The 21,673-nt window shown below is 38.1% G+C and carries 24 protein-coding genes, 1 pseudogene and 1 other annotated feature; of the genes and pseudogenes, 17 read left to right on the top strand and 8 right to left on the bottom strand.

From position 1 onward, the window contains the following. Positions 1–6: 6 nt before the first annotated feature. Positions 7–138: a hypothetical protein gene (locus J2Y67_RS15490; protein ID WP_310175556.1), complete on the bottom strand. Its 132-nt coding sequence runs from the start codon at positions 136–138 to the stop codon at positions 7–9. Positions 139–265: 127 nt separating this feature from the next. After that, positions 266–484, top strand: a binding site (T-box leader). A gap of 50 nt (positions 485–534) precedes the next feature. Here J2Y67_RS15490 and proS point away from each other — a divergent pair. From proS to J2Y67_RS15475, 4 genes and pseudogenes are all read left to right on the top strand, one after another. Further along, positions 535–1,965, top strand: a complete 1,431-nt coding sequence (gene proS, locus J2Y67_RS15485) for a proline--tRNA ligase (RefSeq protein ID WP_310175554.1) — start codon at positions 535–537, stop codon at positions 1,963–1,965. 427 nt (positions 1,966–2,392) lie between these two features. Then, positions 2,393–2,641, top strand: a pseudogene (locus tag J2Y67_RS28000) (nuclease-related domain-containing protein); the annotation flags it as partial. Between the two features lie 141 nt (positions 2,642–2,782). Next, on the top strand, positions 2,783–3,175 hold the full coding sequence (locus J2Y67_RS15480) for a hypothetical protein (protein WP_310175553.1): 393 nt from the start codon (positions 2,783–2,785) through the stop codon (positions 3,173–3,175). A 61-nt stretch (positions 3,176–3,236) separates the two neighbouring features. Continuing rightward, positions 3,237–3,797 carry a GNAT family N-acetyltransferase gene (locus tag J2Y67_RS15475; protein WP_310175551.1) on the top strand — a complete coding sequence of 187 codons (561 nt, stop codon included), beginning with the start codon at positions 3,237–3,239 and terminating at the stop codon, positions 3,795–3,797. Between the two features lie 39 nt (positions 3,798–3,836). Here the strand turns inward: J2Y67_RS15475 and J2Y67_RS15470 are convergent, their stop codons facing one another. Beyond that, positions 3,837–4,454 (bottom strand): YdcF family protein, encoded by a 618-nt coding sequence (locus J2Y67_RS15470; RefSeq protein WP_310175549.1) that lies wholly within the window; start codon positions 4,452–4,454, stop codon positions 3,837–3,839. A gap of 174 nt (positions 4,455–4,628) precedes the next feature. Here J2Y67_RS15470 and hmpA (J2Y67_RS15465) point away from each other — a divergent pair, with 174 nt between their 5' ends. From hmpA (J2Y67_RS15465) to J2Y67_RS15430, 8 genes are all read left to right on the top strand, one after another. Continuing rightward, positions 4,629–5,840, top strand: a complete 1,212-nt coding sequence (hmpA, locus tag J2Y67_RS15465; protein WP_310175546.1) for an NO-inducible flavohemoprotein — start codon at positions 4,629–4,631, stop codon at positions 5,838–5,840. Positions 5,841–5,956: 116 nt separating this feature from the next. Further along, positions 5,957–7,276: a VTT domain-containing protein gene (locus tag J2Y67_RS15460; protein ID WP_310175544.1), complete on the top strand. Its 1,320-nt coding sequence runs from the start codon at positions 5,957–5,959 to the stop codon at positions 7,274–7,276. 124 nt (positions 7,277–7,400) lie between these two features. Then, positions 7,401–8,174: an SGNH/GDSL hydrolase family protein gene (locus tag J2Y67_RS15455; protein WP_310175543.1), complete on the top strand. Its 774-nt coding sequence runs from the start codon at positions 7,401–7,403 to the stop codon at positions 8,172–8,174. A 9-nt stretch (positions 8,175–8,183) separates the two neighbouring features. Next, positions 8,184–9,098: an ABC transporter ATP-binding protein gene (locus J2Y67_RS15450; RefSeq protein ID WP_310175541.1), complete on the top strand. Its 915-nt coding sequence runs from the start codon at positions 8,184–8,186 to the stop codon at positions 9,096–9,098. Beyond that, entirely contained in the window at positions 9,091–10,071 is a 981-nt protein-coding gene (locus J2Y67_RS15445) for an ABC transporter permease (RefSeq protein ID WP_310175539.1), read from the top strand. Before J2Y67_RS15450 ends, J2Y67_RS15445 begins: the two co-directional genes overlap by 8 nt. An 81-nt stretch (positions 10,072–10,152) precedes the next feature. After that, positions 10,153–11,181: a CAP domain-containing protein gene (locus tag J2Y67_RS15440; RefSeq protein ID WP_310175538.1), complete on the top strand. Its 1,029-nt coding sequence runs from the start codon at positions 10,153–10,155 to the stop codon at positions 11,179–11,181. 119 nt (positions 11,182–11,300) lie between these two features. Continuing rightward, a complete protein-coding gene (locus J2Y67_RS15435) occupies positions 11,301–11,669 on the top strand; it encodes a VOC family protein (protein ID WP_310175536.1) in 369 nt (122 codons plus the stop codon). 144 nt (positions 11,670–11,813) lie between these two features. Next, positions 11,814–12,377: a hypothetical protein gene (locus J2Y67_RS15430; RefSeq protein WP_310175534.1), complete on the top strand. Its 564-nt coding sequence runs from the start codon at positions 11,814–11,816 to the stop codon at positions 12,375–12,377. A gap of 737 nt (positions 12,378–13,114) precedes the next feature. On the opposite strand, the gene J2Y67_RS15425 is transcribed toward J2Y67_RS15430, so the two are convergent. Further along, complete coding sequence (locus J2Y67_RS15425) at positions 13,115–13,993, bottom strand: nuclease-related domain-containing protein (protein WP_310175532.1); 879 nt, start codon at positions 13,991–13,993, stop codon at positions 13,115–13,117. A 150-nt stretch (positions 13,994–14,143) separates the two neighbouring features. Further along, entirely contained in the window at positions 14,144–14,557 is a 414-nt protein-coding gene (locus J2Y67_RS15420) for a hypothetical protein (RefSeq protein ID WP_310175530.1), read from the bottom strand. Between the two features lie 179 nt (positions 14,558–14,736). Here J2Y67_RS15420 and J2Y67_RS15415 point away from each other — a divergent pair, with 179 nt between their 5' ends. Both J2Y67_RS15415 and hmpA (J2Y67_RS15410) read left to right on the top strand, forming a co-directional pair. Beyond that, entirely contained in the window at positions 14,737–14,862 is a 126-nt protein-coding gene (locus tag J2Y67_RS15415) for a hypothetical protein (RefSeq protein ID WP_310175528.1), read from the top strand. 123 nt (positions 14,863–14,985) lie between these two features. Beyond that, entirely contained in the window at positions 14,986–16,275 is a 1,290-nt protein-coding gene (hmpA, locus tag J2Y67_RS15410) for an NO-inducible flavohemoprotein (protein ID WP_310175526.1), read from the top strand. A 41-nt stretch (positions 16,276–16,316) separates the two neighbouring features. Here the strand turns inward: hmpA (J2Y67_RS15410) and J2Y67_RS15405 are convergent, their stop codons facing one another. Both J2Y67_RS15405 and J2Y67_RS15400 read right to left on the bottom strand, forming a co-directional pair. Next, on the bottom strand, positions 16,317–16,526 hold the full coding sequence (locus tag J2Y67_RS15405) for a twin-arginine translocase TatA/TatE family subunit (RefSeq protein ID WP_310175525.1): 210 nt from the start codon (positions 16,524–16,526) through the stop codon (positions 16,317–16,319). 74 nt (positions 16,527–16,600) lie between these two features. After that, positions 16,601–17,206: a hypothetical protein gene (locus J2Y67_RS15400; protein ID WP_310175523.1), complete on the bottom strand. Its 606-nt coding sequence runs from the start codon at positions 17,204–17,206 to the stop codon at positions 16,601–16,603. Positions 17,207–17,362: 156 nt separating this feature from the next. Between J2Y67_RS15400 and J2Y67_RS15395 the strand changes: the two genes are divergently transcribed. The 3 genes from J2Y67_RS15395 (at position 17,363) to J2Y67_RS15385 (ending at position 20,198) form a co-directional block, all read left to right on the top strand. Then, on the top strand, positions 17,363–18,283 hold the full coding sequence (locus tag J2Y67_RS15395; RefSeq protein WP_310175521.1) for an ABC transporter ATP-binding protein: 921 nt from the start codon (positions 17,363–17,365) through the stop codon (positions 18,281–18,283). Positions 18,284–18,304: 21 nt separating this feature from the next. Beyond that, the gene (locus tag J2Y67_RS15390; protein ID WP_310175519.1) at positions 18,305–19,450 is read left to right on the top strand and encodes an ABC transporter permease; all 1,146 of its coding nucleotides are present in this window, start codon (positions 18,305–18,307) and stop codon (positions 19,448–19,450) included. Between the two features lie 193 nt (positions 19,451–19,643). Further along, on the top strand, positions 19,644–20,198 hold the full coding sequence (locus J2Y67_RS15385) for a CBO0543 family protein (protein WP_310175515.1): 555 nt from the start codon (positions 19,644–19,646) through the stop codon (positions 20,196–20,198). A 40-nt stretch (positions 20,199–20,238) separates the two neighbouring features. Here the strand turns inward: J2Y67_RS15385 and dltD are convergent, their stop codons facing one another. Together dltD and dltC are read right to left on the bottom strand one after the other, a co-directional pair. Continuing rightward, on the bottom strand, positions 20,239–21,435 hold the full coding sequence (gene dltD / locus J2Y67_RS15380; protein ID WP_310175513.1) for a D-alanyl-lipoteichoic acid biosynthesis protein DltD: 1,197 nt from the start codon (positions 21,433–21,435) through the stop codon (positions 20,239–20,241). Next, positions 21,432–21,668 (bottom strand): D-alanine--poly(phosphoribitol) ligase subunit 2, encoded by a 237-nt coding sequence (dltC, locus tag J2Y67_RS15375; protein ID WP_310175512.1) that lies wholly within the window; start codon positions 21,666–21,668, stop codon positions 21,432–21,434. The genes dltD and dltC overlap by 4 nt, the downstream gene beginning before the upstream one ends. Positions 21,669–21,673 lie beyond the last annotated feature (5 nt).

Genomic DNA, 21,673 nt, shown 5'->3' with positions numbered 1-21,673 from the left:
AACTGATTATTTTTCTTTTTCTTTATCGAGTGTATTTTTAAAAACCCGCTTTAATGCCTCATTTTGCATTTTTATATATTCAAGAAGGAATTTTTTTTCTTCCTCTTCTTTTTCAAAATCATCTTGCTCTTCTTTCATAGAAAAATCACTCCTTTTATTGCCATTTTACCTGATTTTATCATACAGGAAGTAGCTTCAGAAATATATTCCAAAATAGGATTTGACATTTTGTGTAGAGAAATATATAATTTTTTCAAAAATACTGTTTGAAACTGTGACGGGGACTAGTAAAATGAAGGTGTCTTACCTAGAGAGGAAACCATTTGGTGGAAGGTTTCTTAAGATGGTCATTTGAACCTGCCTCCCGAGTTCTGTATCGGATCTGATTGAAGATACAAGCGGATTAATTCCGTTATCATGTTGAGTGTATAAAGCATTTGCTTTATGAATTTAGGGTGGTATCGCCAAGGCCTTGGTCCCTTTTTTGGGGGATTAGGGCCTTTTTATATTTTATTAAAATAATGAGGTGTCAAAATGGCAAAAGAATTTGTAAAAGACATTACATCTATGGACGAAGATTTCGCTCAATGGTATACCGATGTTGTCACAAAAGCAGACTTAATTGATTATTCCAGTGTCCGCGGATCGATGATTATTCGTCCGTACGGATATGCTTTATGGGATAATATTAAAAATGAACTTGATAACCGAATCAAAGAAACAGGCCATGAAAATGTATATATGCCGCTGTTCATTCCTGAAAGCCTGCTACAAAAAGAGAAAGACCATGTTGAAGGATTTGCTCCAGAAGTGGCGATTGTCACGCATGGCGGTTCTGAAGAATTAACAGAACGATTAGTCGTTCGCCCAACTTCAGAAGTTCTCTTTTGTGAACATTATAAAAATATAATCCACTCATATCGCGATTTGCCAAAGCTCTATAACCAGTGGGCAAACGTGGTTCGTTGGGAAAAAACAACCCGTCCATTCTTGCGTACATTAGAGTTTTTATGGCAGGAAGGCCACACTTGTCATGCGACGGATGAAGATGCACATGAAGAAACAACAAGAATGCTAAATGTGTATGCCGATATTTGTGAAAATATCCTGGCGATTCCAGTTGTCAAAGGTAGAAAGACTGAAAAAGAAAAGTTTGCCGGTGCGAAATTTACCTATACCATTGAAAGTTTAATGCATGACGGTAAAGCGTTGCAATCAGGTACTTCTCACCATTTAGGAACAGGCTTTGCAGAAGCATTCGGTATTCAATATACCGACCAAGAAGGGAAGCTTCAGCACGTTCACCAAACTTCATGGGGATTCACGACTCGTATTATTGGTGCCTTGATCATGGTTCACGGCGACGACCGCGGTCTAGTGATTCCGCCAAAAGCAGCGCCTACACAAGTGATGATTGTACCAATTGCTCAGCATAAAGAAGGCGTGCTTGATTTTGCTTATGATTTGAAGGAGTCCTTGTCAAAAGTTGCCCGCGTCGGAATTGATGCCAGTGACAAGAAGCCAGGCTGGAAGTTCAATGAATACGAAATGAAGGGGATTCCAGTTCGTTTAGAAGTGGGACCGAAAGATATCGAAAACAAGCAGGTTGTATTGGTAAGACGCGATACTTTAGAAAAAGTCGTTGTCCCAATGGATCAATTAGAATCTAAGCTGGTTGAATTACTTGACGATATTCAATCTAATTTATATAACAAAGCGTTGAAGCACCGTGAAGAACGTACATCTGTTGTATTGAATTTCGATGAATTCAAATCGACACTTGAAACCAAAGGCGGATTTATCAAATCAATGTGGTGCGGCGATGTAGCCTGTGAGGAAAAAATTAAAGAGGAAACAAGTGCCACTTCCAGATGTATGCCTTTCGATTATGAGCAATTATCTGATACATGCGTATGCTGCGGCGGTAAAGCAGAAAAGATGGTGTATTGGGCAAAAGCTTATTAAGATTGATTCATTAAAGACTCTTCCGATTTATTGGGAGGGTCTTTTTTGTAGTTGGTGGGAGTGGCAAATAAAATAGAAGAAGTGGAAAATATATTCTCGGAAGTGGTAAATATCCCGAAAAAATGGCAAGTAAATTTTCAATAATGAGAAACTGACACAAATCTGTCGAAAGGAAGTGTCGAATTTCGCAGGTGCAGAACACAAATGGGGAGAAATAGTTTACAAAAAAGAGAGGACTGGTTCATATGAACTTAAAACCACTGAAATTCCCCCTATGGTAGAAAAAATCGATGTACTTTTAAGGAGGATTCGCTTTGATCACCCAAGAATCATGGATATCCAGATGGAAAGGAACATAAAAATGCTTGGATACCAAGGTCAAAAATCACTCGAATTCTATTTGGATTAGCTTCCTGAAAAGAAATATGATATTATTAATGACCTCCGCCTCTTTGACGGAAAATACTATTTTCAAATTGATGTCCTTGTTTTATCCCTCGCATTTTTACTAGACCTTGAAACCAAAAATAGAGGGAAAGAGATAATTTTTGAGCGTGAGTTGGACCAAGTTATATTAGTGAAAAACAACTCGAGTGAACGGATACCAAATCCTGTAATTCAGGCAAAAACACAAGCGATAAAGCTGAAAAAATGGTTGCAGGATCAAAATTGTGTAGTGCCCCTAGTCCATTACCTTTTTGTAAATAGTAATAATAAAACCAAAATTACCTTTTCATCTCATAACCCTTACTCCAAACTCAATATCTGCAATAGCGAAGGCCTATTTGATAAAATAGGAGAAATTGAAAGTCATGAAATGGAGAAAATCTCCCAAAAAGAATTGAAAAAAATCACGCGCCTTTTACTAGCTAATCATGTACCCGAAGATCCCGATATTCTCGCATACTTCGAAATTTCTTTAGAAGATATCCAGACTGGCGTACAATGCCCGAAATCAGACTGTGAATTTTTCGGAATGGAATATCGATACGGAACCTGGTGTTGCCCGAAATGCGGAACCCGATCAAAGGATGCCCACATACCAGCAATCCAAGATTATTTTCTTCTTATAAAACCTTCCATCACGAATTCAGAACTTCGAAATTTTCTTCACATAGATTCCATTAAAGTTGCAAATAAAATTTTAATTTCAATGAATTTACCTTATACCGGAAAAAACAAAGGAAGAGTTTATTATAAACCAAAATAAGTAAAAAAGGATTTTCCCCCACATCCACCGAATTAATTACCATTGAAAGGGGAATCAAAACATGAAACCAATACTACTAGATTTTCCAGAACAATTTTATACAGAAAGATTGCTCATTCGAAAGCCGCTCCCCGGCGATGGAAAATTTGTTTACCCGGCAACCCAGGCATCAATCAATGAACTAAAACCATGGATGCCGTGGGCACATAAAAATCAAACCGAAGAGGATGTTGAAGTCAATATCTGTGAGGCACATGCAAAGTTTTTAACGCGGGAGGATTTAAGGCTGCATCTTTTTGATAAAGAAACAGGTGAATTTATCGGATCATCCGGTTTACATAGAATCAATTGGTCCGTACCCAAATTTGAAATTGGCTATTGGATCGATACACGGTACAGTGGAAAAGGCTTAATGACTGAGGCAGTTGCAGAGATTACTGAATTTGCATTTACCGAGTTAAATGCAAGACGAGTGGAAATTCGCTGTGATTCAAAAAACATCAGGAGTCGAGCCATTCCTGAAAAATTAAATTTTGCTCTAGAAGGTATATTAAAAAATGACGGTCTTTCCGGTGATGGAAAGGAACTAAGAGACACTTGCGTATTTGCAAAATATAGATAAAGAAAAAGAGCAACTTCAAACCGCAGTTGATCTTTTCCATTAAAAAACATACTTCTCCAAATAATATTTCGTAATCGCCAAATATTCTCGTGTATAAGATTTCAAAATAGCAGAAGCAGGTGTTTTGGCTGCAAGTCCATAAACATCAAGCTTCTGGTCGCGGGCCATTCGAAGTGAACGATATACATGAAAATTGTTCGTTACAAGAATTCCGGTTTGAGCGCCTTTAGGGATGAGCCTTTTTGAAAATTGAATATTTTCATGTGTAGAAGTAGATTGATTTTCTAAAATAATTCGAGACTCCTCAATCCCCCTTACCATTAATCCTCTTTTTATCGCCTCAGCTTCAGATATTTCTTCTCCAGAACCTAAACCACCAGAGGCAATGGCGATTGTCTCTTTGTTTTTTAATAAATATTTAGCTGCAGCCTCAATTCGGCATTTTAACGCGAGTGAAGGAACGGTTCCTTTCACTCTTGCACCTAGAACAATAACATAATCAGCGTTCTTTGGAACTTGAGAATGACTGGATTGAGTAATCATAAATTGTAAGGTCCCTAAATAAATAACACCAACGACAAAAAAGATACTAAAAAAAATTAAAAGTTTTTTATTCATTTTTTTGATTCCATTTCTTGAATTATTTGGAAAAATCACAAGCCTATCCTCCTTAGAGTTTATAAAAATTATTCAATTTTGGAAACGGAAAATTATTAATTTTAATTTTCGGACTATTCCAAAATTAAATGCGTGTGATTTAGATCACATTATCAATATGAATTTTTTCATATAATCACAATGAAGTTAAAGAAAAACGTAAGGAGTGTTAGAATGTTAGACCAAAAAACGATAGATCTTGTTAAATCGACTGTACCTGTTTTAGAAAAACATGGAGAGCAAATTACTACCCGTTTTTACCAGTTGATGTTTGGAAATCATCCTGAACTTTTAAATATCTTTAATCACGCCAACCAGAAGCAAGGCAGACAGCAGAGAGCGCTCGCCAGTGCTGTTTATGCTGGAGCGATGTACATAGATAATCTTGAAGCGATTTTACCGGTTGTACAGCAAATTGCTCATAAGCATCGCAGTCTTGGCATCAAAGCAGAGCATTATCCGATTGTCGGAAAACATCTTTTATTAGCCATTAAAGATGTTTTAGGCGAAGCAGCGACTGACGAAATTATTGATGCATGGGCAAAAGCATATGATATCATCGCGGATGCTTTTATCAGCGTGGAAGCGGAAATGTATGATGAAGCAGCTAACCAAAAAGGCGGCTGGGATGGATTCCGCAATTTCATTGTTGACCGCAAAGTGGAAGAAAGTGAAGTTATTACTTCCTTTTATTTAGTACCGGAAGACCAAAAGGAAATTGCCCATTTTATCCCTGGCCAATATATTAGCATCAAGCTTGAAATGGAAGGGGAAAAATTCACCCATATTCGCCAATACAGCCTTTCAGATGCACCTGGAAAAGAATATTACCGTATCAGTGTCAAACGTGAAGCTGGAACCGCTAATCCGGACGGAAGGGTGTCCAATTTTCTTCATGACGAGGTCAAAGAAGGAGATGTACTTAAAGTGAGTGCTCCTGCCGGCGACTTTGTATTAGACACAACTAAAACCACGCCAATCGCCTTATTAAGCGGCGGTGTTGGAATCACTCCAATGTTGAGTATGTTAAAAACCGTTGTTGAAATGCAGCCTGAGCGGAAGATTACCTTCATTCATGCAGCTGCCAACGGAAATGTCCATGCTTTAAGAAATGAGGTTGAAGCACTTACAGCTCTTGACCAAGTGAATTCCTTCTTCTTTTACGATTCACCAACAGAAGTGGATCGTCAAAATAATAGCTTTGATGTAGAAGGCTACGTGACTCGTGATTGGATTGAAGAAAACGTCTCCTACAAGGATGCCGAATTCTATTTCTGCGGACCGGTACCATTTATGAAATCTGTTTACCTTTCATTAAAAGATCTTGGGGTGAACGAAGAAAAGATTCATTTTGAATTCTTTGGTCCAAAAGGAAGCTTAGTATAATATAGAAAAAAACCGATTTCCTTAACCGGAAGTCGGTTTTTTTCTATGGAAAGTGGAAATGGATTACTATATTGAAGAGGTATGGATAAAATACCATTAGAGAGGAGGAGCAACGATTGAATTATTTAACCAGTTTCATGAACGACTATGGATATTTAGTTCTATTTCTATCATTAATATTGGGAATCATGGCATTACCTATTCCAATTGAAGCTCTTATGGGATACGCTGGATATTTGGCCTTTCAAGGTCAGCTGAACTGGTTAGCAAGTGTGCTCTCTGCCTCTCTTGGATGTTTAGTAGGGATGATGATTGCTTATTGGATTGGCTCTAAGCTTGGAATGCCGTTTTTTGAAAAATACGGCTCAAAAATTCATTTAGGTCCGGAACGGCTTCATTCAACTTCTATCTGGTTTAAAAAATACGGAAACAAGCTGTTGATTGTAGCCCTATTTATCCCGGGGGTCAGACATTTTACCGGATATTTTTCAGGTATTACCCGGCTTCCCATTGTCATTTTTGCAACGTTCTCAGCGATTGGTTCCGTCATATGGGTTTCCACCTTTATTCTGTTAGGGAAAATGCTTGGACCCAAATGGCAAATTTTTCACGAGATAATCAAAAAATATTTAATTATAGGAAGTATTATCATTGCGAGTCTGTTAGTCCTCTTTTATCTTATTAAAAAATTTCAGAAGGAAATTATTCTTACCCTTGCCTTCATCGGAAAGAGAGCGCTTGAAATCTTTCATACACGGAGGAGGACTGAATTATTTCTCGCTGGAATTTCCCTGGTAACATTAGGGTTCATCATATTAATGATTAACTTGATCCAGAATTACCTTGAAAACGATATTAATGATTTAGACACCGTCATCAATATGTTAATTTCCATCATTTTTAAGAATCATTATGATGTATTAATGAATTTCTTCTTAAAACTTGGAACGGCAACAATGTTAATTAGTATCATTTTTTATACACTTCTTTGGATTATTTGGAAAGGCAAAGATAAGCTGATTGAACTTTATTTCCTTTTTATCGCCATTGCAGGCGGAGAAGTCTATGAAGAAATTCTTCGCAATGTTTTTCATCGGCTGTCACCGGATGAACCGTCCTTACTCGAACGATTTCCGTACAGTTTCCCGAGTGAACAATCTTTAATGGCCTTTGTGATTTATGGCTTGTTCTTTCTTGTCATGCTGCGGCATAGTAAATACATTCGGGTCCATACCTTACTTGTTTTTCTTTGGATTGTGATGCTTTTGTTCATGGGCATTAGCCGGATCTATTTCCATGTTCAAGACCCCAGCCAGATTGCAGCAGGTTATGTATTTGGCGGAGTATGGCTTGGCCTGACAACCCTTCTGTTGGAAATTTTCCGGTTATTAACCGCGATTGATTCAACAAAAAAGAGGTCACGAGTCCGTGTTTAAAAAAAGATTGAAAGACTGCTTCACAACCATGTAGTTTTAGGCTTTTTATCAGAATTCAAAAAGTTTGATTCCGCAGCTTTTTATGGTTAAATGTAGGTAGAAAATGCCAGAAAGGATGATAGGTTTGAATAAAAATATAATCCGTTCAATTACCATTATATCGTTTTTGTTTTGCCTTCTCTGGCTGGTTGGTCTTGGCTGGGCTGTAGGAGAATATTATGCTGGTAAACCGGAAGAAGTCCCTAAAGCAATAGTTACGAAAGAAGCCAACAATACAAAAGGTTTAACCATTGTTGCGCTTGGTGATTCGCTCACGAGAGGGACCGGGGATGAAACGGGAAAAGGGTATGTTGGAGATTTGCTAGATGAAATTAAAGAAAAAACCAAGCGTCCTGTACAGCTTACCAACCTTGGAATCAATGGCCAGCGGTCAGATGGTCTTAGAAGACAGATACAGCAGACAGAGGTACAGAGGCAAATTCAAAAAGCAGACATCGTGCTCTTAACCATTGGGGGCAATGATTTATTCCGCGGCGGACAAGGTTTAATGGACTTTCAAGCCGGCAGTATTGCTGCCATCGAAAAAACGTACTTACATAATTTAAAATTCATTTTCGGGCAGATCCGAAAAGTGAACAGCACTGCCAATGTATTTTTTATTGGCTTATATAATCCATTCATTGAAATTGATCAAGGGAAGGAAATGTCAAAAGTAATACGCCACTGGAATTATGATAGTGCAGAAGTTAGTGCGGCTTATCCAAAAATCATTTTTGTACCGACATTTGATTTATTTGAATTAAAGGTGAATGACTATTTGTACTCAGATAAATTTCACCCAAATACGAAGGGGTACCGTTTAATTGCTGAGCGCGTTGCGGCCTTGCTCACCTGGTAAGGAGTGTCGATGATGGGGAATATTACATTAGCCGTAAAGAATTTGAAGAAAGTAATTGGCAAAAAGGAAATAATCAAGGGTCTAAGCTTTGAATTAAAAGAAGGGGAGGTTTTTGGATTCTTAGGCCCTAATGGGGCGGGAAAAACTACCACTATTCGCATGCTGGTCGGGTTAATTAACCCCACTTCAGGTTCAATCCAAATATGTGGCTTTAATATAGAAGAATCTTTTCAAGAGGCGATGGGGAACCTTGGCTGTATCGTTGAAAATCCTGAATTATATCCCTATTTATCTGGATATGATAATCTGCTTCATTTTTCGCGAATGCTTGACGGAATCGGGGAAGAACGAATTAATGAGGTGACCAAGCTCGTCGGCTTAACAGAACGAATTCACGATAAGGTCAAAACCTATTCACTGGGCATGAGGCAGCGTCTCGGGATAGCCCAAGCCCTTTTGGGAAGACCGAAAGTGCTAATTCTAGATGAACCAACAAACGGTCTAGATCCTGCGGGAATCCGGGAAATGCGCGAATTTATTCGGTTTTTAGCGGTAGATGAAGGCCTTACAGTACTTGTATCAAGTCATTTATTAAGTGAAATTCAGCAATTATGTGACCGTGTAGCGATTATTTCAAAAGGCTCTATCATTAAGATTGATACGGTGCATGATTTATTAGCCAATCGCGAAAGGGTTGTTTGGCATTTTCATCCTAATGATAAAGGAAAAGAGATATTAGGTGGGTTAACGGAAATCGAAGAAAATGAAGATGGCTCCGTCTTAACTGAATTTAATGAGAAGATGACACCGGAGTGGAATCGAAAATTGGTAGAAGCAGGGGTTTTGGTAACAGAAATGAGCAGAAGAATGCCTGTACTCGAAGACTTATTCCTCGAATTGACCGGGGGTGATTCGATTGAATAAATTAATTCAAAACGAAATGATGAAATTAATCGCTAAAAAGCGGATTGTTGTCATTGCCTTGATTATCGGTGTTCTTGTTATTTTATTTACATATGCGCAATATAAACAGGTTCAAACACAAAGAGAGAAATTAGGGACAAGCGACTGGAGAACGATTTTGCAGCAGCAAATTGTTGATACGACGAACCGGTTAAGCAGCAGCCGAATTTCAGAAGAATGGAAAAAACAGCTGCAAATCACCCTTCAGCAGGAACAATATTATCTTGATCATGATATTAATCCATCTGCACCGGGAGCACCAACATTCATACGAATGTTTTTGGAAAACTCAATCGATTTATTTATTCCGCTCATGGTGATGGTGATTGCCAGTGACTTGGTTTCATCTGAACATAGTCTCGGGTCCATCAAACTGCTTTTAACTAGACCAGTAAAACGATGGAAAATCCTTTTAAGTAAATATTTTACCCTATGTCTTGCTGTCTCATTAATCATCGCCATCGCAGGGATTCTTTCCTATTTGATATCCGGCATTGTTTTTGGTTATAAAGGGTGGGGAACCCCGATCTTAACAGGATTTAATGTAAATGAGTCTGGGCTTAACACTTCCTCTGTTAAAATGCTTAAGCTTTGGCAGTTTTTATTGATGGATTTTGGTCTGGTTTGGTTTGTAGCGATTGTCGTTGGAACACTATCCTTTATGTTGTCCGTTTTAATTCGCAGTACGGCGGCGGGGATGGGAATTATGCTTGCGGCGCTTATATCTGGGGCGATTCTTAACAATATGGTCTCCTCTTGGCATTCAGCAAAGTATTTTTTTATGGTTAATTTACGGCTAACCGACTATTTAAGGGGCATGGCCCCGCCAATCGAAGGGATGACCCTTTCCTTTTCATTACTAGTCCTTCTAATTTGGTGGATTGCAGCCATTTTTGTATCTTTTTTTGTTTTTATGAAAAAAGATGTATATTGACACGTTATTTTCCATCGATACTTTTGCCCTTAGTGGAAAAAATAATAAACGTACTTCTAAAATCTAAGGGGGTATGTGATGATGGGCTTCAAAAAGACAAAATTAGCGGTTGCTTCACTAGTGCTGGCTTCATTAGCAGCGTGTTCGAATAATAAAGCAAATGTAGATAATACAGCTGTTAACCATCGTAATGTTTCAACAAATGATGTGAATGATCGCAGTGCATTAAATAGAGACTTAACGAGAGTAAATAACCCATTAAATGATAATCGTACCTGGAATGACCGGAACGATGAAATGAATCATCCGGGTGTATTAAACCCTCGAAATGTTTCAACAGGGGATTTAACCAATCCAAATGTATCAACCCGGGACTATGATTGGAATGACATGGGTAATGGTTGGAACAATGGGATTACTGAGAATGGTATCATGATGTCAACCACTGAGATTCACGGGAACAAAAATGGGTTTATTACCATGGATCCGAACGCATTTAGTACGGAAACACCAAGTCATAAGTTTCCGCACAGTAAACGGGTTCAGCAGGGGAATTTTTGGTACTATAGTTCTGACCCAAATGCGGGGAAATCGAATGTAAATATGCCGAAAGCTGGTAACAATGGTGTGGTTACCAATCCTAACACTGGAAACCAGGGGACTGTAAACCGAACCACACCTAAAACAACCACACCGCCTGCCCAGCAGCCAACTACACAGGCACCGGCTGGGATTAGCAAAATGGCGCAACAGGTCATTGATTTGACCAATGGGGAAAGAAAGAAAAATGGGCTGCCTGCGCTATCAGCAGATGCTTTATTAAGCAAAGTTGCTCAGACTAAATCTGACGATATGGAAGCAAAACACTATTTTTCCCATACAAGCCCAACTTATGGTTCACCGTTTGATATGATGCGGGACTTTGGTGTAACCTATAAATCAGCAGGTGAAAATATTGCCATGGGGCAACCAACTGCACAAGAAGTTGTGAATTCCTGGATGAATAGTGAAGGTCACCGGAAAAATATTTTAAGCCCAAGCTTTACGAATATCGGGGTTGGTTTTAACTCAAAAGGTAATTATTGGACGCAGGAGTTTATTGGTAAATAATGAATGGAGAGCTATTTCCTTTAAAGGGAATGGCTCTTTTATTATGAATTAAATTTGATGGAATTTTAGAAATTTTGTAAAATAAGGGTGAGCACCCATAATTTTTCGGAGGGATGAAAATGGCTTTTTCATTTAAAAAGATTGATCATGTCCAACTTGCAGCACCAAAAGGGTGCGAGCATCTGGCCCGAGAATTTTTTAGCGGCATTCTTGGTTTAACTGAAGTAGAAAAGCCGGAAGAATTAAAGAAACGCGGCGGAGTATGGTTCGAATTTGGCACTTTTCAACTCCATATTGGAGTGGAGGAACCGTTTACGCCGGCAAAAAAAGCCCATCCTGCATTTGTGGTTGAAAATATCGAAGAATTAAAAACTCAGCTAAAAAATAATCACGTTCAGTTTACGGAAGATGACAATCTGCCAGGTGCAAACAGGATTCATGTTCACGATCCTTTCGGCAACCGCCTGGAATTTATGGAATGGATGTAAACAGAAATTGGAGAATTATGCATTCTTTTTAATTATCTCTCCTAGATGGAGGGATTTTTTTTATGGAATATTTTTATTGTGAGAGGGCATGATAAATTCGTGCAATTTAGAAATGGATGATATTACTAATGGAAGGAGATTATTATGAAGAACAAACTTTTCGTTTTGATTCTTGGGTTATTTTTGACCTTACCGAGTCTAGCGTCAGCACACAACCAAATTCCCGTTAATCATGAAGGCCATGGCAATCCAAAAGAAGATTGCTGTGATAAAAGTAACCATCGTCACCATTTTATGCATGGAGACTGGAAGGCTAAAATGGCAGCGAGAGAGGGCAAGATTTTAGCGTGGGTAGACCAATACACACCTGAGAAAAAAGCAGAATGGACACAAATGTTCTCAGAGAAAAAGGTCCTGATGATGAAATGGTTAAGCCCTCAAAATGTCGCGAAGCGCGAGCAGTGGAAAAAAGAGCGCATGGAGAAGATGGAGAAATACCGTAAGCAGTATGATGCTGGGAAGATTACCAAAGAGGAGTTTCTTAAAAAAGTGCACGGCGGCAAGGACATGGGCCATTGGCAGACCTACCATGAATTAGAGAAAGCCGTCTCAGAAAAAAACAAAAAAGATGCAAAAAAATACTTAAATCAACTACTCGAGCAATACAAAGCACACAACCAAATGTTGAAGGATTTAATGGCAAAATAGTTTTTAGATTAGGACGCTCATTTCTTGTGGAATGAGCGTTGTTTCGTTACGAGGAAAAAGGATTTTATAGACAAAAGTCCAGTGGCGGCAAGTAGAAGTGTCTATAAAGAGTGATTATATAGACAAAAGCCTAGTGGAGGCAAGTAGAAGTGTCTATAAAAAGTGAATATATAGACAAAAGTCTAGTTCCGGCGAGGAGAAGTGTCTATAAAAAGTGATTATATAGACAAAAGCCTAGTGCCGGCGAGAAGAAGTGTCTATAAAAAGTGAATATATAGACAAAAGTCCAGTGGAGGCAAGTAGAAGTGTCTATAAAAAGTGATTATATAGACAAAAGCCTAGTGCCTACGAGGAGAAGTGTCTATAAAAAGTGATTATATAGACAAAAGCCTAGTTCCGGCGAGAAGAAGTGTCTATAAAAAGTGAATATATAGACAAAAGTCTAGTTCCAGCGAGAAGAAGTGTCTATAAAAAGTGAATATATAGACAAAAGTCCAGTGCGGCAAGTAGAAGTGTCTATAAAAAGTGAATATATAGACAAAAGCCTAGTGCCTACGAGGAGAAGTGTCTATAAAGAGTGAATATATAGACAAAAGTCCAGTGGCGGCAAGTAGAAGTGTCTATAAAGAGTGATTATATAGACAAAAGTCTAGTGCTTGCAAGGAGAAGTGTCTATAAAAAAGGATTTTATAGACAAAAATTTCACCGCCGTTATGGAAATTGTCTATAAAAAGCAATCACTCGAAATATACCCCTTTTCGAACCCCAACCTTATTAAAATTCCTGTCAAGAATCCTGTTTATCCTCTTTCTAGAGTCATTCATATTGCACCAATCAGAAATCCCGTTTGTCGTTATTCTTCCGTCAGGGGAAAGAAGCAGATATTCACGAACATTACGCATAACTGCAGCTTCAACTTTTTCCACGCACCCACATACATTACAAATAATAAAATTTCCCCTAAAGGATATAAAAAATGAATGGCATGTCCCACATGTTAATCCTTTTTTTAACTGTCCTAACTCAAATTTAGGCAATTTTATTAATGATGTATCAGATTGATGCAACGACACTAATTTGTTCGCTAAATTTGAATGCTTTGAAGTTAGTTTATTTGGCTTCGAATCTAATTTTTTTAAAAATCGATTTAGCTGTGTTGGATAAATAAAGGGCAAGTCTGAAGGGGCATTAAATAAAGTAAATTCGGGGTTAATAAAAACAACATAAGCTTCAATTGGGAATTGATAACCAAGACTTTGAAATAGTTGCCGAAGTAATGTTCTACTGCGTTTTAGCTGATTCAATGGATTCTGAATAGTCAATCCGGAGGCTGTTCGAAAATTTTCTAAATCGTAAATATAATCTCCTTCATAATTTTTTACCTCAAAAAAATTATAAGTGTCTTGAAAAATAATATTTGAATCAATTTGAAATTTGGTATTATTCGATTCAAGCAGTAAATCATTTAAGATAAGTGGACCACTTTGAAGTTGTTCTGTCATTAAATCAAACTGAATTTCACCTTCGAAACCTTTCTCAAGACCCCCAAAATACCGTTTTTGATCTATTGTCAGATCCATTCGGAAGTCTAAAATTTCAAATTTTATTAAATCCACTGGTTTGATTCTAGCTTTAAATGGCATACTCCACGTCCTTTCCTTTTTCTAACTCCATGTCCATTTTATATAAAAAATGAGACTATGCCTGTGAAAGTTTTGTTAAATTTTTGAAAAAGAAAAAACCAACCCCACACTAGGATTGGTTGCTCAATCATCCAATTCTTCCACATTCACCAGGATATGATCTTTATAGTAGATGATTAATTCACTGGTTGCTCGAGCGGCCTTTTGAATGATCCTAAGATTCCTGCAAAACAAAGGGACTTCAACGGACCCATTTCGAAAAATAATATAGGTAAATTCATCCGAAAACGGTGATTCCTCATCGCTGATTGTTACAAAGGTCCCTTGAAAAGAAGAAACAGTATGAATGTCGGAATTTTCTGCTTCCTCTACCTGATCAAGAAAATTTTTATTCACATGCCTTAGAAGTTCCCGCAAAAAGAAAAGTAGCGCAATAAAACCCAAGACCATCAATGTGACCATATAGCTGTCTGACAAAGAAGGAATCAAAATAGCGAGCACCCAGCATAAGACAGCGACCACAATGTGAAAATACATTCTATTCACCTTCTAATAAAAAACTGAAAATTTAATTATTTGTATTTTTAGAATACAATAATTTTTCGAAATCGTAAATATTTAGTTTGACGAAAAAGTTAAATTATCATTACCACTTTTAAAATCAGAAATAAAAGGGAAGATATATTATTGAAGGCTTGTTACGAGGAGGAATGGGTATGAAACGAAAAAATTTAATGATGTCCACTGTGGCCCTTGGTGCTGCATATTTACTTAGAAATAAAAAATCACGGCAAAAGCTAATGGGTCAATTCCAATCTTTAGCAGATAAATCGAGAAGATAATTTCTACCAGGACATCTCCTATACAAAATAGGGGGATGTTTTTTTCGATATAATAACATGCAAAACCTACCTTTATGTATTCCTCCTTAACCGGACATACTTTCTTAGAAGGGGGAATTTTTCATGAGTTTAAACACTACATTGGAAGCAAAACAATCATGGAAAGAAGTTTTAAATACAATAAAAGCGTTGGATCCTAAAAAATTAGAAATCATTAAAGCGACCTTGCCAGTTGTAAAAGAACATGGTGAGGCGATTACCAAGCAATTTTACAAGCGGATGTTTAAACAGCATCCAGAATTGTTAAATATATTTAACCAGACACACCAAATCACCGGCCACCAGCCAAAGGCATTGTCAGATGCTGTTTACGGTGCAGCGGCAAACATCGAGGATTTTAGTAAAATCATGCCTGTGCTGGAACGGATTGGTGAGAAGCATCGCAGCTTACAAATTAAGCCCGAGCACTATCCGATTGTTGGTGAAAACCTATTAGGGGCCATCAAAGAAGTCCTTGGCGCTGCAGCTACGGATGACATCATGAATGCATGGGCGGATGCATATGGGGTTATTGCGGATGTGTTCATTCGAATGGAAGATAAGATGTATCGAACAACTGAATCTCAGCCAGGCGGCTGGGCAGGCTTCCGTGACTTTGTCATTGACCGCAAAGTGAAGGAGAGCGATGTCATAACATCCTTCTATCTAAAACCGAAAGATGGACAGCAAATCGCCCAATTTATCCCTGGTCAATACATTACTGTGAAAATGGAAATGAGCGGTGAAAAATATACGCATCTAAGGCAGTATAGTTTATCTGACAGACCAGGTTTGGAGTATTATCGCATCAGTGTAAAAAGGGAGGACTCACCAAGCGAAGGAATTCCGAATGGGGTTGTTTCGACTTACTTGCACAGCCAAGTGAATGAAGGGGATACCATCCCGATCACGGCACCTGCCGGGGATTTTTACTTAAATATGGATTCCAATTTGCCATTAGTCTTATTCAGTGGCGGGGTTGGTTTAACGCCGATGATGAGTATGTTGAATACGACGGTTAACGAAAATCCAAATCGAATGGTTTATTATATTCATGCAGCGATTAACAGCAATATGCATGCCTTTAAAAATCACGTCAACGAACTTGCCGCAGAGCATAAAAATATGAAATCCTTTGTTATTTATGAAAAACCAACGGAAACTGATATGGAAATGAAGAACTACGATAAGGAAGGTTTTTTTACACTGGAATGGCTGCAAAGTGTGTTACCTTCCAATGAAGCGGATTTTTATTTTTGTGGACCTTCGCCATTTATGAAAGTGGTAAATCAATCGTTAAAACAATGGGAAGTCCCTGAAGAACAGATTCATTATGAGTTCTTCGGCTCGTTTGGAAACCTGGACGAATTTTAAAGAAAAAATGCAAGATGAATCATCATCTTGCATTTACCCTTTTATTTTTTCAAATCAATCTGTTTTACTTCTTTCATATCCTCTTTAATTTCTTCCTTAATATCTTCGGCAATTCCTTCTGTTGCTTTTTTGAATTCACGGATCGACTTCCCAAAAGCACGTCCAATTTCCGGGAGCTTATTAGGTCCAAAAATAATTAATGCCACTACTAAAATTAAGATTAATCCTGGTACTCCAATATTTGAAAACATGGTAACACTCCTAGCGAAGATGGTAATTTCATTCTATCTTCATTATAACTTTTTATTTTAGATTGTACAGTATATTAAGCAAAGGTCGCATGAATCATGAATAAAATAAGAAATCCTATTCCCAGCTTCAAATGCCACTGCTTATCCATGCGTTTATATCGTTTTAATCCCATAACCATCAGGTAAAACAAAATGACGGTTGTAACAATTCCAGTAATATAGGTGAAATCCAGTTTAAACCCTCTAAGGATGGCCAAGTACCCGTGAAGGAGGGCAATAGCCGTAGAAATGAATGCCACGGGCACATGCCACTTACGGACCCATTTAGCAAGAAACTGCAGGAGTGATTTTAATTTAATCTCTCCAAAGTGGATCTCCTTTATTTTTTTCCACTTTAATAATAAAAAGACTGGATAAATAGCGATTACTGCGAAAAAGCCAATTCGTGATATCGAGCCTAATTGTTTAAAACTTTCCTTATAATGGCGTGTTTCTTCCATCATTAAGGTCTGGTAAGAAAGGGCAACGTACAAAATCCCAATTAGGATCAAAATCACTGCTATTACCATGGAAAATAAAACAATTTTTCGCTCTTTTGGATTCGGAATATAGCGGGATAAAAGCCCGGTATTTTTGGATTGCAGAATGGTAAACACCACCTCTAAAAAAAATTGTACCAACCAATCATAAAGGATAAATATTAATTATTTCTTAAAATACCCTTAATTATTAGAGAATGATTAAATTTTTTCTTTTTTGCCTAATAGGTATTCCAATTTTCTAGGAAAAGTATATTATGAAGGTTGTAAAAAATGGATTTTATTGGAGGGGGAGAAATGGAAGGATCGCTGAATGTAAGCAATTTGGTAAAAAAATATGGCACAAAAACTGCCCTTGATGATGTAACTTTTACTGTAAAAGAAGGAAGCTGTTTTGGTCTGCTTGGTCCGAACGGGGCAGGTAAATCAACTACGATGAAAATTATTACCGGCATTATTGAAGCAGATGCAGGGGAAGTAGATGTGTTTGGGCAGGATGTCCGTAAAACTGCTGATCAAATTCGCCGGCTTATCGGCTATGTTCCTCAGGAAATTACTCTATACGATAAAATTTCGGCTTACAATAATCTTGTTTTTTTCGGAGAGATGTACGGGGTGAAGGGGAAGCTCCTGAAAGAAAGAATTACTGAAGTGTTGGCGCAGGTTGGGCTTAGTGAACGGGCAAATGACCCGATTCATACGTATTCAGGCGGGATGAAGCGCAGGATTAATATTGCCGCCGCGATGCTCCATAAACCGAAATTGATTATTCTTGATGAACCAACCGTTGGGATTGATCCGCAATCGCGCAATCATATTTTTGAAATTATCAAGAAGCTTCGTTCCGAAGGGGTTACCATCATTTATTCCACGCACTATATGGAAGAGGTGGAGGCACTTTGTGATGATATTGCCATTATTGATCACGGAAAGGTGATTGTTCAAGGGAATCTCGATGACCTTCTTCGCTTATATGCAACAAAAGCGATTTATCTTGAGCTGGAAGGGCAGCCAGAACCGCCTTCAATCCCTGGTATTACAAAGGTCAGTGAACATAAGAAGGGCTGGTTGCTGGAAACAGATGAGGTTTTACCTTCTATGGAAAATACCATTCAAGCAGTAACGGAGACAGGGATAAAAGTAAAAGCACTTGAAATGATGAAACCTTCACTCGAAAGTGTTTTCTTAGCCTTAACGGGAACGACCCTCCGGGATTAATGGAAGAAGGAGAATTGACCGATGATAAAAAGCATTATTCGAAAAGAAATTCAGGTAATCCTAAAGGAAAAAGGGACCTTTTTTTGGCTGTTTTTACTGCCAATCTTTTTTATTGTCATTTTTGCCTCGATTTTTGGTAACACCACAGATAAAATCACGCTTTCTTATTATGACCAAGACCACTCCGAAATGTCTCAAATGTTTTTAAAGCAATTAAAGCAAATCCCCGGTTTTGAATTAAAAAAGAATGCATCTCTCTCACTAAAAGAGCAAATTAAAGAAATAAAAGAGGGGCGGTCCACATCCCTTTTGGTCATTCCAAAAGGTTATGGTGAAAATTTGAAGGCGAATCAACCCGCAGATATTCGGTTATACCGCGATGCCACAGCTGATTCCGCTGTTGCGCCAATTAAGGCCGTGCTTGAGAATATGACATCTTCGTTTAGAGAAGCGAAACTCTCACAAACTCTCGAAACATTAGGGCAAAATGCAAACCAGACAAAAGCGACTTTAACCCCTCCAGTTAAATTGAAAGAAATCAAAGAAAATGCCACCAAGTTGAATATGATTACACAGGTTGTTCCAGGATATACGGTGATGTTTGTTTTCTTTATCATGATTACGATGGTTCGAAATTTCATTAAAGATAAAGAGTCCGGGATGTTATCGCGTCTGCGGAGTACACCCATGAAGTCTTATCACTATTTAATCGGGATGTGGGTGCCCAATATTTTGGTTGTTTTAACCCAATCGACCGTTTTATTAGTATTTGGGAAGTTGGTATATGATTTAAAAATTGGAGACCCGCTATCAATTATTTTAATTGTGATTAGTTTGGCTATTTGTGCGACCGGGTTAGGTCTGCTGTTATCGGTATTTGTCCGCAGTGAAAACCAAGGGGTAGCTTTTGTACAGATCATTACAATGGGCGGCGCTGTTGTCGGCGGCTTGTGGTTCCCCTATGATTTCCTGCCTAGATTTGCTCAGATTATCGGGAAATTCACCCCTCAATATTGGGCACAGCAGGGAATGCAGAATGTCATGATTCGCGGGGCCCATTTAGGAGATATCTGGGCAACCGTTCTTATCCTATTAGGATTTGGATTAATAGGTTTAGTGATTGCTAGTTTGAGATTTAAAAAATTCTTTACGACGTCGATCAATTAAATTATGGCTATTTATTGTAAAGCAGCAGCCCTAGGGTTGCTGCTTTTTTGATGGATAAAGATTTCTTCATTTTAACAAACTAAGCAAAAACGAGAAGGATGAGGGGTACAACCCAAAAACAAATTAATTTTGAGTTTGTATAATTTATTGTCAAAGTGTATAAAATAAGCTTTATTTTACATAAGGTGGTTTCATGAATAATAAAGTTTATGATGGAATGAATAAGGGGTTGGAGTTAATCCATCAAGGTTTTAAAATCAGAAACGATATTTGGCAGGAGGAAATACTTTTTTCATGGCGTTGGTGGATTGGATTCGGTCTTGTTATCTTTTGTTGGGGGAGCTGGATGATTTTTCGAAAAAAGAATAGCTCCGATCGGCTTTTCTATCCGGGATTATTTGTCATGGTCATTTCGATTGCCTTGGATGCAATCGGATTGCAGCTGAAAGCATGGAATTACATCTATCCGCTCATCCCATTTTTTCCAGCCTATTTACCTTTTGACTTAGCGTTGATGCCTGTGTCTGTCATGTTTTTAATCCAAGTTAAACCGAAGATGAAGCCATTCTATAAAGCCATTTTGTTTGCCGTACTGACTTCCTTTTTTGGTGAACCCTTATTTAAATGGCTTGGTATTTACGAACCGTTATCATGGAGATATATTTATTCAGTTCCGGTTTATTTTGTCATCTATTTGACAGCCAATTGGTTGAGTAAGAGACCCAATTTTGAAAGACTTAATGAATAAAAAACGCTTGGACTGCAATCATGCCCAAGCGTTTTCCTATTTAGTTTAATGAAACGACCTTTTTATCATTGCCATCGTAAAATTGTTTAATAGCATGATCGGTGTAAACCCAGCCTTTCCAGCCGATGTGAATGGTGTCCTTCATGAAATAGGGATCGTATTCATGTCCTGAAAAATCGGCAACCTGGAAGCCCGCAGCCCTAATCTGATTTTTAATTCTATTATAATAGGCGATACGCCCCTGTTTGGGAAAACCGGTATAGTCATAATAATGCCCATTAACGGGAACCGAGATAAATAACGGTTTGGCACCCGCTTGCTTTAACACATCTAGCACAAGCTGAAAATCACCGTATTCCTTCGACTTCCCATAAGAAGCATGAATGTTTTTATTCTTTAATGAAGGAAGAAATCCTTTGATTTTATTATATTGAGAGTTCACGACGTAAAAATGATTGTTTGTCGCCCGCTTTGCTCCGTATTGATCCGCTTCCTGTTTCAATTGGCTCCAAGTTCGATGTTTTACTTTTGGATTGATATCCCGTTTACGGTGAAGCCCGCCTGCCAGAGAATAATATAAATCTTTCTTTTCAAGTAGATGGCGGTAAGCAAGGGCAAAAGGGCGAACGAAATACGCCTCCCGTTTTGTCCATGGATTATTTGTAATCTCTGCCTTGTAAAGCGTAGAGAGCATTGGGTCATCCTTCACCGATGAATAAGTCAATAAACGCTTGATTGCTATTTTCTTCACTTGAGGATTGATCGTGTGATTAAAGGCAAAATCATATCCTTGTAAAGAAGAATAATTGGGAACAAAATGCGATTCATCCGCTCCTTTAGGATTAAACCATTGCGGAGACAAGACAAACACAATTTTCTTGCCCTTAAGATTGCCGATCTGCTCGGAAAAATTTAAAAAATGAATCAGCGATTCACTGCCGCCGCGCCCGATAAGAAAAGGAGTAAATTCTTCATGTACTTCCTTGAAATAATTGGAAGGGTGAAAGCGGTCCAGCCTTGCAAGTTCAGAAGAACCGTAAATTGGCAGATATTTAGGGTCCTCTAGCATTTTTTTCTGAATATATTTTCCTTGAAACATGAATGGATTTAATTCGGTTGCTGCCTGGCTTACCCGGTTCTTTGGAATTATGCTTTCAATCCATCGATCCGGAACCACAACCAGGATCAATAGGACAAGAAAGGCTAGAAAAAGCGGGATAAATACAGGCTTTTTCATCTCATATCAGCCAACTGTAACGCGATATTATTTGGGGTATTCCAAGTATCGCGATCAAATTCAGTAATCGGAACGGTAATCCCGAAGCGCTCCTCAACTTGGACGAGTAATTCTACCGTGCCAAATGAATCAAGCAAAGCCGAATCAAATAAATCAATATTTGGATTCTCTTTTATTACATCATCCTGACAAACTTCCGCTACTAACTCAATTACTTGTTCTCTAAATTCCATTGTAA

The sequence above is a fragment of the Neobacillus niacini genome (genome assembly GCF_031456445.1).
Lineage (GTDB): Bacteria > Bacillota > Bacilli > Bacillales > Cytobacillaceae > Neobacillus > Neobacillus niacini_I.
This window is presented reverse-complemented; position numbering and strand designations above follow the sequence as displayed.